General features: G+C 62.1%; 7 protein-coding genes. All 7 read right to left on the minus strand.

Features of this window, described 5'->3' with window-relative positions:
* Positions 1 to 23: 23 nt before the first annotated feature.
* Positions 24 to 1,757: a lipid A export permease/ATP-binding protein MsbA gene (gene msbA / locus AC56LY_RS15985; protein ID WP_499581087.1), complete on the minus strand. Its 1,734-nt coding sequence runs from the start codon at positions 1,755 to 1,757 to the stop codon at positions 24 to 26.
* Positions 1,758 to 1,775: 18 nt separating this feature from the next.
* Positions 1,776 to 2,783 carry a glycosyltransferase family 9 protein gene (locus tag AC56LY_RS15990; RefSeq protein WP_499581089.1) on the minus strand — a complete coding sequence of 336 codons (1,008 nt, stop codon included), beginning with the start codon at positions 2,781 to 2,783 and terminating at the stop codon, positions 1,776 to 1,778.
* A complete protein-coding gene (locus AC56LY_RS15995) occupies positions 2,767 to 3,999 on the minus strand; it encodes an O-antigen ligase family protein (RefSeq protein ID WP_499581091.1) in 1,233 nt (410 codons plus the stop codon). Before AC56LY_RS15995 ends, AC56LY_RS15990 begins: the two co-directional genes overlap by 17 nt.
* 287 nt (positions 4,000 to 4,286) lie before the next feature.
* On the minus strand, positions 4,287 to 5,891 hold the full coding sequence (locus AC56LY_RS16000) for an alkaline phosphatase D family protein (RefSeq protein ID WP_499581093.1): 1,605 nt from the start codon (positions 5,889 to 5,891) through the stop codon (positions 4,287 to 4,289).
* 126 nt (positions 5,892 to 6,017) lie between these two features.
* A complete protein-coding gene (locus tag AC56LY_RS16005; RefSeq protein WP_499581095.1) occupies positions 6,018 to 8,036 on the minus strand; it encodes a PAS domain-containing hybrid sensor histidine kinase/response regulator in 2,019 nt (672 codons plus the stop codon).
* Positions 8,005 to 8,535 carry a methanogen output domain 1-containing protein gene (locus AC56LY_RS16010; RefSeq protein ID WP_499581097.1) on the minus strand — a complete coding sequence of 177 codons (531 nt, stop codon included), beginning with the start codon at positions 8,533 to 8,535 and terminating at the stop codon, positions 8,005 to 8,007. The genes AC56LY_RS16005 and AC56LY_RS16010 overlap by 32 nt, the downstream gene beginning before the upstream one ends.
* 503 nt (positions 8,536 to 9,038) lie before the next feature.
* Positions 9,039 to 12,533 carry a DNA polymerase III subunit alpha gene (dnaE, locus tag AC56LY_RS16015; protein WP_499581099.1) on the minus strand — a complete coding sequence of 1,165 codons (3,495 nt, stop codon included), beginning with the start codon at positions 12,531 to 12,533 and terminating at the stop codon, positions 9,039 to 9,041.
* Positions 12,534 to 12,664 lie beyond the last annotated feature (131 nt).

Genomic DNA, 12,664 nt, shown 5'->3' on the forward strand with positions numbered 1-12,664 from the left:
CACCGCATGGGCGGCGTAGCAGGTTAAATTGGCTGTTTCTTCTCGGCCGTGAACTGCAGGTAGTACAGGTTCGCGTACATGCCCTTCATGGCCAGCAGTTCGTCGTGCGTGCCCTGCTCCACGATGCGCCCTGCTTCCATCACCACGATGCGGTCGGCCCGCTCGATCGTCGACAGGCGGTGCGCGATCACGATCGTCGTGCGTCCTGCCATCAGCGTGTCGAGCGCTGACTGCACCGCGCGTTCGCTTTCGTTATCCAGCGCCGACGTCGCCTCATCCAGGATCAGCAGCGGCGCATCCTTGTAGATCGCGCGCGCGATCGCCACGCGCTGGCGCTGGCCGCCCGACAGGCGCGAACCGTTTTCGCCGATGCGCGTGTCGATGCCCTCCGGCAGGCGCGCCACGACATCCGTCAGGTGCGCCGCGCGGATCGCGCCGGCCAGGCGCTCGTGGTCGATGTGTTCGGCGCCGTAGGCGATATTGGCCGCGAGCGTGTCGTCGAACAGCACCACGTTCTGGCTCACCATCGCCAGCTGGCTGCGCAGCGACGCGAGCTTGATGTCGGTGTACGGCACGCCGTCGAGCAGGACGCGCCCGCCCTGCGGATCGTAAAAGCGCGTGACCAGGTTCACGAAGGTCGACTTGCCGCCACCCGAGACCCCTACCAGCGCCACGGTCTGCCCCGGCATCACCTCGAGCGAGACATTGTCGAGCGCCGGACCGGCCGCATTCGGGTACTGGAACGCGACCTGCTCGAACACCAGGTGGCCATTGGCGCGGCCCAGTTCACGGCTGCCGGTGTCGACCTCCGGCTCGGCATCGATGATGCCGAATACCGTCTCGGCGGCCGACATCCCGCGCTGCATCGGACCGTTCACTTCGGCCAGCGACTTGAGCGGTGTGAGCAGCATCAGCATCATGGTGACGAACTGCGTGAATTCGCCGACCGTCATGTCGGCCTGCATCGCCAGCACGACCACCAGCGACAGCGCCAGCGAGGTCGCGATCTGGGTCACCGGCGTGGTGGCGGCAAACGCCACCGTCATGCGCTGCGAGAAACCGCGCAGCGCAACGCTGCGTTGATGAAAACGGCGGCGCTCGTAGGCTTCGCCAGCGAACACGCGGATCACCTGGTGGCCGCGCGCGGCTTCCTCGACCACGCCGGTCATTTCGGCAGTGACGCGCTGGCTTTCACGGTTCAGGTTGCGCAGGCGCTTGGTGGTCGTGCGCACGATGACGGCGGTCAGCGGGATCACGACGATGGCGATCAGCGTGAGCTTCCAGTTCAGGTACAGCAGGCTGCCAAGCAGACCGATCACCACCAGCACGTCGCGCACGCAGGCGACGAACACCGACTGGATCATGTCGACGACCTGGCGCACGTCGTTGACGACCGTGTTGATGATCTTGCCGGTGCTCTCGTCCTGGTAGCGCGCGACGGGCAGGCGCAGCACGCGCTCGAAGGCCATGGCGCGCATGTCGTTGAGTACGCGCGAAAGCACCCAGTTGTTGAAGTAGGCGGTGCCGAACGTGCCGATCCCGCGCAGCACGAAGATCGATACCAGCACGGCCGGAATCAGCCACAGGCTGAACGAGACGCGTTCTTTGAAGCCGCGGTCGAACAGCAGCTGCATCGCCTTGGCCAGCAGCGGCTGCGTCGCGGCGGTGATCGCCATCGACAGCAGCGCCAGCGCGGCGCGCGATTTGTACGGTTTGACGAGCGCCAGCAGGCGTTTGACGATGACGTTGGTTTCCACGTTGTAGCCTGATTGTCTTTAGGTTCGTACCCAGGCGCGCAGGCGTGCGGCCACTTGTGACGGCGTAATGGACGCCATGCAGATGCAGGTTGCCGCGTCCTTGCAGCCGGCACAGGGGCGGTCGGCGCACAGCACCTCAGCGCGCGTTCCGAGCGGGCCCCAGCGGCCAGGGTCGAGCGGCTTGATCGGCGGGAACAATCCGAGCGCACGGCTGCCCACCGCAGCGGCCAGGTGCAGCGGCCCGGTGCTGCTGGCCACCAGGCCATCGCAGCGCCCGATCAGCGCCAGCAGGCCATCCAGGTCAAGCCGGCCGCACACGCTCTCCACGTTGGGCAGGGCCAGCAGGTCCGGCGCCTCTTGCGCGATCAGGGCGCCCTCTGCTGCGCTGCCGGTGACGAACAGGCGGATGTCGGGGTCCGCCGACAATTCGCGCGCCAGCGCCGTGAAGTGACCGAGCGGCCATTCGCGCCCGCTGCCGTTCGACTTGGGATGCAGGATGATGTGGCGCCGCCCGCTCTCGAACAGCGCATCGACTGCAGGGCGTTGCGGTGCGGTGAGACCGTACAGCGCCGGGATCTCGTCAAGTGTCGGCACGTGGTCGATTCCGAGCGGACGCAGCAGCAAAAAATTCAGCTGCGCTTCGTGCAGATTCGATTTGACGCGGCTGAAATGGGCCAGGCGGTTGCAGGTGAACCAGTGGTACAGGCGGTGACTGGTGCCGATCCGCTGCGGCACCCGCGCACGCTTGGCCGCCGTTGCCAGACGGCGATCGGGGAAGGCGAAGAGTACGGCGTCATACCCGCCCTGCTTGAAGAAGGCTTCCGGCTCGCCCGCTTCTTCGATGGTGATCACGCGGTCGAGAAAGCGCGAGTGCCGCATCGCCGGTGCCACGTAGGCGCGACACAGCAGGTCGACGCGCGCTTGCGGGAAACGCGTTTTCAGGTAGCCTGCCAGTGGCAGGGTCAGGACAACGTCGCCGATGTTGTCGGTGCGGCAGATCAGGATGCGGTCAAGTGATGGACGCATGGCGATCATGGGAAGAAATGCGCGTTACCGGCGCTGGCGCCGACCTGGCGACGAGGCAGAAGCCGACCAGTACAGCGACCATGGTGGCATAGAAGACCTTGGTCAGCATCAGCCAGAACATCACGTCAGTCAGCCCGAACACGATGAAGCAGATCACCAGCAGCATGCCGGCCAGCGCCGGGGCGGCGGCCGCCGGCGGACCATTGCGCAGGGTACGCATGAAAAAAGTGATCGGGGCGACGTAGATCAGGAGCAGGAAGCTCAGGTCGAGCACACCGCCAGTGACCAGCGTATTGAGCACGTCGTTGTGCGGCGTGCTGTAAGTGAGGGCGAGCGACTTCTGCAACCGCCCTTCGCGCTCGAGCGCCTGCAGCTCGCCGTGGAAGGCGTCGCGGCCAACGCCGATCAACGGATGCTCGGCGATCAACATTGCCGATGCCTTCCACAATTCGAGGCGGATGCCGACGTTCGTGCCGGCGTCGTTCAGGTTGTTGTAGCGCTCGATGTCGGACACAGCGTCGTTCATCCTGCCCGCCACGCCTGTCTGCGGCGTCATGTAGGCCCCGACGCAGGCGACCAGGATCAGGGCGACGGTGTAACGGATCGTCTTGCCATGCAGGTGGCTGCCGTATTTGAGCATCGGCCACAGCACCACCAGCAGTCCGAGCCAGGCGCCGCGCGAACCGGAAAACAAGGCCGCCAGCACGCCGCATACCAGCCCCACCACCGGCAGCCAGGCCACACGCGTGTTGCGCAAGTCGTTGAGCGCGCAGAACGACATCACGCCCATCGCCACCGCAATGTCACCAAAGCTGATCGCATGATGGGTAGCGCCGACCGCGCGCGCTTCGCCGAGCGCGAACCACTGGTAGCCGCCGATCAGCGCGGCCCCGATGGTACCGATGCCCATGCCGATCCAGAACATGCGGATATTCGGACGCAGGATGCCGACGAAGCCGATGCAGCCCAGTGCCAGCAGCAGCCGCGACGGACCGTCGAGCGTGCCGACGGAATCGCTGAACCAGATCATGCGCAGCAGGGTCACCAGAAAATAGCCGCCGAAGGCCAGCGCGATCCATCGGATGTCGCGCACATGGGCAGCGTAGAACTCTGCCAGGCCACGCCGCGCCAGAAAAGCGAGCGACAGCACCACGATCAACAGGGTCAGGTGTACGCCAAAGCTGGTGGTCAGAACCGACGCGGGGAACAGCAACATGAGCCAGCTCGCCGCATTGCGGGCGCGACCGCCAGCAGGTTCGGGCGTAATGTTTTTTTCTGTCATCATTGAACAAGCACGCGAACCGCGTGTGAAAGAGAGCGCATTATAGACGAAAGCATCCGCAGGCCCGACGAAGCCCTGGCGGTGCAATGCCCATCCCTGTCCTGCGCTCACTACGGTTCAATACTGACTGCCATGTCCTTCGCGCCCAGCGCCAGCGACAGCACCACGCAGGCGAGCATCGGCCTGCGTGAACATGCTGCCGTCGGCCGATTGGGCCGGCCTTACACGCCCGCCGCCGGCAGCGTCTGCGCAAACTGCGAGACGCCGTCCAGATTGAACAGCTCGACCTTCATCGCCTTGCTGCGCGGGTCGATATTGACTTCACCAAAGAACTGGTAGCCGGCAAACGGCGAAGAGTTCTGGATCAGCGGGCTTTTCGAGAAGACCGCCGTGGGACCGAAGGTTTTGTCGAGCACGCCCGGACCGAACGCACCCGCATTCATCGGGCCGGCAACGAATTCCCAGAACGGTGAAAAATTCGTGAACCGGGCCTGGGCCGGATCGTAATAGTGCGCGGCGCAGTAATGCACATCGGTGGTGATCCAGACCACGTTCGGGATGGCCTTGATACTGCTGAGCAGGCGCGCCATTTCGAGTTCGCGCCCCAGCGGCACGCCATCGTTGCCGTTGGCGATCGCTTCCCAGACGTCTTCCCCGCGGGCGTTCTTGCCGTCGCCAACGTTCAGGCCGATGGGCATGTCGGCGGAGATGACTTTCCACGTTGCGGTCGAGGCTTTCAAGCCAGCGATCAGCCATTCCACCTGTGCACTGCCCAGAAACGCCGAACTGGCGTCTTCTCCGGTTTGCAGATTCGCGCTGTTCGGGCCACGGTAGCTGCGCATGTCCAGGACGAAGACGTCGAGCAGCGGGCCATGCGAAATGGTGCGATAGATGCGCTGCGGCTCGCTCTGCTTGTAATAGCGCATGGGCGCATATTCGAGGAACGCGCGCCGGCCGCGCGTCGTGAGCGTGGCAATGCTTTTTTCGGTATAGCGGGCGTCGCCCGATAAATCCTTGGCGGCGCTGTAATTGTTCGTGACTTCGTGATCGTCCCATTGCCAGATCTGCGGCACCTGGGCAGCGAACTTGCGAAAGTTCGCATCCAGCATATTGTAGGCATGGCGGCCACGGTATTCCTTCAAGGTTTCGGCGACCTTGCTGACTTCTTCGGTAACGACATTGCGCCAGACCTGGCCGTTTTCCGCCGTCACCTGGGCCAGGATCGGGCCATCGGCATAAATCGTGTCGCCGTTGTGGATGAAAAAGTCCGGGTCACGCAAGCGCATCGCTTCATAGATTTTCATGCCGCCAAAATCGGCATTGATGCCCCAGCCCTGGCCGCACTGGTCGCCGCTCCAGTGAAACCGTACTGCCCGGGTGCCATCGGCCGCCGGCGTGGTCCTGAATTGGCCCGAAATGGTTTCGCTTTCGATCTTCGAATTATTGGGATCGACATAGCGCACGCGCACGAAGACCGTCTGGCCGACCGGCAAGCCGCCCAGGTCGACACGGGTCGTAAAATCGGTCGCGTCGCTGGCCGTGGGGCCGACAATGCGGCTGGCATTGCTGAAACGCTCGCTGGTATCGTATTCGACGATCATCTGCGCAGTACGGTCGCTGCGGCTCCAGATGATCGCCCGTTGATCGGTGATGTCACCGAACTGTATCCCCGACGGCATCTTCGGCCGTTCGTTGTCACTGACGCCGATTGCCGCATGGCTGCTGCCGCCGCAGCCCCCGAGCAGCAAGGTGCCGCCCAATGCCGAACTGCCTACCAATGCCCCGCCCTGGGCCAGGAAAGTGCGACGCGAATGCGATGAAGTCATGCCAGCTCCGTTCATGTAAGAGCAGGCAAGCTTATTTTTTTTGTATGACGTGGCGATGAAACCGTCAATCGAATCGGGCGGCATTTGCTTCTTGAACGCCGCGACACAACCAGCACGGGCAGCTGGTTAGTTCAGCACTTGCGTATCCGGGGTCGTGGCAAGAATATCGAGCAACTTGCTGATGTCCAGGGGCTTGGTGAGGTGATGATCAAATCCCGCGTCGTAAGACTTGCGGATATCTTCTGGTTGACCGTAACCAGTCAACGCAATCAGGGTGAAATTTCTCAGAGCAGCGTTGGCGCGCAGGGTGCGTGCAACCGTATACCCGTCCATGCCCGGCAAGCCGATATCCAGCAGGACGACGCTTGGCAGCACCTGATGAAAACAAGATATCGCTTCCTGCCCCTCAAAAGCGACCGATACCTCGTTGCCGAACGCCCGAAGCAACTCGGCCACCATGGTTGCGGCATCCTGATTATCGTCAACCACCAACATTTTTCTGACACCAGGCATGGCGGGAGACGAATGCGGCGTTGACGGTTCCCCGGAAACTAGCTGCACCAACGGAAGAAGAATACGGAATTCACTGCCAGTACCAGGCCCGTCGCTATGGACGGCAACCGTGCCGCCGTGCTGTTCTACCAGTCGATGGACGACGGTGAGACCCACGCCCAATCCACCTTCGGAACGGGCCAGTGTCCGTTCGGATTGCGTGAAGATGTCGAAAACACGGGGCAATAACGTGAGCGGAATACCCATGCCGTTGTCCCGAACAGAAATTTCGACGGCGTCGTCGATTCTCCTGGCAGCCAGATGTATCGTGCCGCCATGCGGCGTGTATTTCGCTGCATTGTTTAACAGGTTACCGATCACCTGTATCAATCGGTGAAGATCGCCGTTGACCAGCAAACTCTGCGCCGCCAGGTCAGTGAAAAGGACGTGGCGTTTTTCATGCAACATCGGCTCAACCAGTTCCAGTGCGCTGTGAATCGCCAGGGAAATATCGAGCACTTCGCGATGCAAATTTATTTTACCGCTGGAGATCCGGGACATATCCAGTAGTTCGTCCACCAGTCGCGTCAGGTGCTTGACCTGCCGATTCAGCACACCGCCGGCACGTTGGAGCGCCTCGTTACTTGCATTTGGTAGTCGCTGCAGTTCAAGGGCGGTCTTGATGGCCGACATCGGATTTCGGAGCTCGTGACCAAGCATGGCCAGGAATTCGTCCTTGCGTCGGTGCTCATCCTCGAGTTCAACCTTCCGGGCCCTGACTTGTTGCTCAAGTCGCCAACGCTCGGTGATATCGTGAAACACGAGCACGGCGCCGATGAGTGTTCCGTGTGCATCGCGAATGGGTGCGCCCGAATCGTCGATATGCAGTTCTGAGTGGTCTCTCCGGATCAGGATAGTATGGTTGGCCAGCCCGACAATGACCCCCTCCGCAAGTACCCTTCTCACCGGATTCTCAACCGCAGTTCTTGTCTCCTCACTGACAATACGGAAGACTTCTTCAACGGGTCGACCAAGGGCGTCTGCGAGGTTCCAGCCGGTCTGGGATTCCGCAACGGGGTTCAGGAAGCTGATGGCCCCATGGATATCGGTGACGATCACGCCATCACCGATACCTGCGAGAGTGACCCTGAACCACTCGCGCTGCTCGATCAATTCGAGTTCGGCGCGGCGCCGCAGATCGATTTCATGCGCGAGTTTCTCGATCTGCCGATTCATGGCCAAAAAACGGCTTTCGGCCGCATGTTTTGGAATGAGTCGCAATAGCACCCAGCACGATGTCGGCTGTGCGCCCGGGGCGAAGCGCGCCCCTTGGGCACGCAGGGGAAGCGCAGTGCCGCAAGGTAAGCGGAAGGTCAGCGTTGCGGGCATGAGTGCGACAACCCGGCGGCAATTGCGCAGATACTCCGCCACCTGTTGCGGCGGCTCGATGCACAGCGCTGCCAGGGCTGTCAGTCCCGGTTCGATATCCAGCTTGCCAAGCTGCCGTCTTGCAGCCGCATTGGTCGCCTGAATCAACCCATCCATGTCGACCAGCAGCATCGCTTCGGGCAAGAGATCAGCCAGGCCCTCGAATTGCGAACGTGTATCCATCGGGGGCGATTCAGCCGGAAAAATATTCACGCCCGTCGACATGGTGCACGTCCGGTTGCGGTTTCAGATACACCACCACGCGGCATTCAGGATCGCCTTCAGCAATCGTCTTCTCGAGCGCGACTTTGGCATAGCCCAGGTTTTCTGCTGCGATGGTACCGAAGACATTGGACGTCATCATGCACATCGACGGTCGCCCGATCACCTTCTCGGCGAAAGGGCAGACGCGATTGCCGAATACAATCTTCTCATCGGTTTGCTCTAAAATGAAAAAATCACCTTGAATTCTTCGTTTCAGATCCACCAATACTTCCGCCACTTGTTGCTTCGATAGTAGCTCGACGCCCAGCGACGACCGGTAACTGAGATTGATTTGGTCGCCAATGCGCTGACCAACTGCACTGACAAAACCTGAAGCTTCCTCCAGGCCGACGACATCTTCCAGCGTACCGGCGAGCTCGCGTATCAGCGTTCTGAGAAACATATCGCGATCGAGTTCTACAGGCAGTTGGTGAATTGGTATCGTCTTGGTTTCCATCATGTCTTCAGCCTTACTTCAAATGCTCAGAATTCCTGTTGTGACCGTCATCTTGACTAGCAGGAAAGTGGACATTGACCCGGTTTCAACCCAAGATTGGGCGCCCTTGCCGGTATGTATGAAATCAGTCGCATTTTTCAGGCTGTTAATTATCCCACACGACAGCGACATAGTTTCATCAATCGGGAATTACCAACAGGCTGTGTCCGCAGAGTCGGGGGCTATCTCGACATCACGATACTGATGCAAAGGCGTGCCAGTTTCGTGACAAGCCTTATTGCTGGTCCACACCTAAGGCAACCCCGCACCGCGCTACCACCTCGGCCTGCGCCATCGCAGGTGGCGATCAGGGCCAGCAGTTCGTCAAGATCGAGCCGGCCGCACAGATTGTCCACGTTCGGCAGCGCCAGCAAGGCCAGCGGCAGCGTCAGGACGACGTCGCCGATAGTGTCGGTGCGGCAGATCAGGATGCGGCCAAGGCCGATCTGCCGTCGCCCGAATGCGCGCTAGTACTCCACCGCCACATCCTTCGCGCCCAGCGACAGTTCCAGCGCCGCCTTGAGCGTATCGGATGGCGCCACGCGCCAGTCGTCGCCCAGTTGCACGGTGAACGGAATATCCTGCGTCTGCAGCCGCAGGCTCACCGGCATCCCGTCATGCACACGGTGCGGCTGCAGGATCTCGGCCAGGCGCGCCGCGCTGACCGATTTGTCCAGGTCCATCTCGAGCTTGTGGCCGTACTGGATGCGCGCCGTGGCCAGGTCGAACACCTTCTCGGCCGTGATGCGCAGGCCGCCGTTGAAGCGGTCCTCGGACACCTTGCCCACCACGAGCAGGAATTCGTCTTCCTTGAACGCGTTCTTGTTGGCCTCGAACACTTCGCTGTAGACCGTCACTTCATGCACGGCGGTCTTGTCGTCCAGCGCCACGATCAGGATCTTGCCGCGCTGCGTCATCTGCGTGCGGATGCCCGAGATCACGCCGCACATCATGCGCGGATCGCGCGACGGCTCCAGGTCTTTCATGCGCGTCTTGGCAAAGCGCCGCACCTCTTGCGCGTACGAGTCGAACATATGGCCCGACAGGTAGTAGCCCAGCGCGATTTTTTCTTCGGACAGCTTCTGGCGGTCGGTCCACGGCAACGCTTTCACGTACTCCGGCGGCGCGACCAGGTCGGCGTCATCGCCACCGAACAGGCTGACCTGATTGATGGCCGCCGCAGCCTGACCGGCCGCTTCCATCGCGAACGACACCGATGCCAGCAGCACCGAGCGGTCGACGCCGAAGGCGTCCATCGCGCCGGCGCGGATCAGCGATTCGATCGTGCGGCGGTTGATCTGCTTGCGATCGACCCGGTTGCAGAAGTCGAACAGGTCCTTGAACTTGCCGCCTGCCGTGCGCGCGGCGATGATCGCTTCGATCGCGCCCTGCCCCGCGCCCTTCACGCCGCCCAGGCCGTAGCGGATATTGGTGACCGGCTTGCCTGTTTTCGAGCGCGCCTCGCCCTCCGGCGTGAAGCGGAACTGCGATTCGTTGACGTCCGGTGGCAGGATCGTGAGCTTGCAGACTTCTTTTGAATCCTCGACCAGGATCTTGATCTTCTCGGTGTCTTCCATCGCCAGCGACATGTTGGCTGCCATGAACGCGGCGGTGTGGTGCACCTTCAGGTACGCCGTGTGGTACGACAGCAGCGCGTAGGCGGCGGCGTGCGACTTGTTGAAGCCGTAGCCCGCGAACTTTTCCATCAAGTCGAAGATCTCGTCGGCCTTGGCGGTGGTGAGGCCATCCTTGGCCGCGCCGGCGCGGAAGATCTCGCGGTGCTCGGCCATTTCTTCGGCCTTTTTCTTGCCCATCGCGCGGCGCAGCATGTCGGCGCCGCCCAGCGAGTAGCCGCCGACGATCTGCGCCATCTGCATCACCTGCTCTTGATAGACCATGATGCCGTAGGTCTCGGACAGGATCGACTCGGTGCGCGGATCGGGATAATCGAACTTTTCACCGTGCTTGCGCTTGCAGAAGTCGGGGATCAGGTCCATCGGGCCCGGGCGGTACAGTGCGACCAGCGCGATGATGTCCTCGAAGCGGTCGGGCCGCGCATCCTTGAGCATGCCCTGCATGCCGCGCGACTCCAGCTGGAAGATCGCGACGGTCTTGGCGTCGGACAGCAGCTTGTACGACGCGCGGTCGTCCAGCGCCAGCTTGGCCAGGTCGAATTCGCTCTCGGCCGGATCGAGCTGCTTGATGTACTTGACCGCGCGGTCGAGAATCGTCAGGGTGGTCAGGCCCAAAAAGTCGAACTTGACCAGGCCCACGGCCTCCACGTCGTCCTTGTCGTACTGCGAGACCACGCCGGTATCGCCGCCAGCCGTGTACAGCGGGCAGAAGTCGGTGAGTTTGCCCGGCGCGATCAAAACGCCGCCGGCGTGCATGCCGATATTGCGCGTGATGCCTTCGACCTTCTGCGCCAGTTCAAGCAGCGTCTTGACCTCTTCTTCGTTCTCGAGGCGCTCCTTGAGCATCGGTTCTTCTTCGATTGCCTCGGCAATCGACACCTGCTTGCCCGGCTTGAACGGAATCAGCTTGGAGATGCCGTCGCAGAAGTTGTAGCCGAAATCGAGCACGCGACCCACGTCGCGGATCGCGCCCTTGGCCGCCATCGTGCCGAAGGTGGCGATCTGCGAGACCGCATCGCGCCCGTACAGGTCCTTCACGTGCTGGATCACCAGCTCGCGCTTTTCCTGGCAAAAGTCGATGTCGAAGTCGGGCATCGAGACGCGTTCGGGATTCAGGAAACGCTCGAACAGCAGGTTGTACTTGAGCGGATCGAGGTCGGTGATCTTGAGCGCATACGCCACCAGCGAGCCCGCACCCGAACCGCGGCCAGGGCCGATCGGCACGTCGTTGTTCTTGCCCCACTGGATGAACTCGGCCACGATCAGGAAGTAGCCGGGGAACTTCATGTTGATGATCGTCTGGTTCTCGAAGTCCAGGCGCGCTTCGTAGCGCGGGCGCTCGCGTTCGCGCTCGGCTTCGTTCGGGTACAGCTGCAGCAGGCGGTCTTCCAGGCCTTTTTTGGTCTCGGCGATCAGGAATTCGTCGATCGTCATGCCCGGGGTGGGGAAGTTCGGCAACTGCGGCTTGCCCAGCGTGAGCGTGACGTTGCAGCGCTTGGCGATTTCAACGGAGTTGGCCAGCGCGCCCGGCAAATCCTTGAACAGCTCGGCCATCTCGGCCTGTGACTTGAAGCACATGTTCTCGTTGAAGCGGCGCACGCGCTTGGCGTTGGCCAGCATCTCGCCCTCGGCGATGCAGACGCGCGCTTCGTGGGCGATGTATTCGTCCTTGTCGAGGAACTGCACCGGGTGCGTCGCCACGACCGGCAGCCCGAGGCGCCCGGCCAGCGCCACCGAATGGCGTACCTGCTGCTCTTGATTGAGCTGGCCGGCGCGCTGGATCTCGATATAAAAATGGCCCGGGAACACGCGCGCCCAGCGCGCTGCGTTGGCCTCGGCGCGGGCGATGTCGCCGTTCTCGATGGCCTGGCCGATGTCGCCAAAGTGCGCGCCCGACAGCACGATCAGGCCATTGGCCTGCGACTGCTCGGGGTTGAGAGTGGACGTGGACGTGGCCAGCGCTTCGAGCCATTCGGCGCGCAGTTCGGCGCGGCCCTTGTGCTGGTTGGTAAGCCAGGCACGCGCCAGCAGGTCGCACAGCTGCAGGTAGCCGGTGTGATTCTTGGCCAGGATCAGCAGGCGATGCGGCTTGTCGCGGTTGTCGTCGTTGGTGATCCAGGCATCGACCCCGACGATCGGCTTGACGCCCTTGCCGCGCGCCTCTTTGTAGAAGCGCACCAGGCAAAAGGTATTGGCCAGGTCGGTCACGGCCAGCGCCGGCTGCCCATCCTTGACCGCCGCCTTCACCAGCTCGTCAATACGGACCAGGCCGTCGACGATGGAGTATTCGGAGTGGATGCGCAGATGGGTAAAAGTCGGGGAAGTCATCCCCGCATTTTACCGCGCCCGGGCCAGTCGCATGGGGCGGACCGATGCAAATGACATTGCTGAAACATCTCCCGGCACCGCTTGCCCCGCGCGCACAGTGCTGCGCTGCCCGGCGCCTCCTGTTCTGTGGT

The organism is Telluria sp. ZT3P25 (assembly GCF_059685895.1).

Bases quoted from the DNA above. Each gene is read 5' to 3' on its own strand.
- AC56LY_RS15990 (WP_499581089.1), bottom strand. From the start codon at position 2,783: ATGCGTCCATCACTTGACCGCATCCTGATCTGCCGCACCGACAACATC.
- AC56LY_RS15995 (WP_499581091.1), bottom strand. From the start codon at position 3,999: ATGTTGCTGTTCCCCGCGTCGGTTCTGACCACCAGCTTTGGCGTACAC.
- AC56LY_RS16000 (WP_499581093.1), bottom strand. From the start codon at position 5,891: ATGACTTCATCGCATTCGCGTCGCACTTTCCTGGCCCAGGGCGGGGCA.
- AC56LY_RS16005 (WP_499581095.1), bottom strand. From the start codon at position 8,036: ATGTCGACGGGCGTGAATATTTTTCCGGCTGAATCGCCCCCGATGGAT.
- AC56LY_RS16010 (WP_499581097.1), bottom strand. From the start codon at position 8,535: ATGATGGAAACCAAGACGATACCAATTCACCAACTGCCTGTAGAACTC.
- dnaE (WP_499581099.1), bottom strand. From the start codon at position 12,533: ATGACTTCCCCGACTTTTACCCATCTGCGCATCCACTCCGAATACTCC.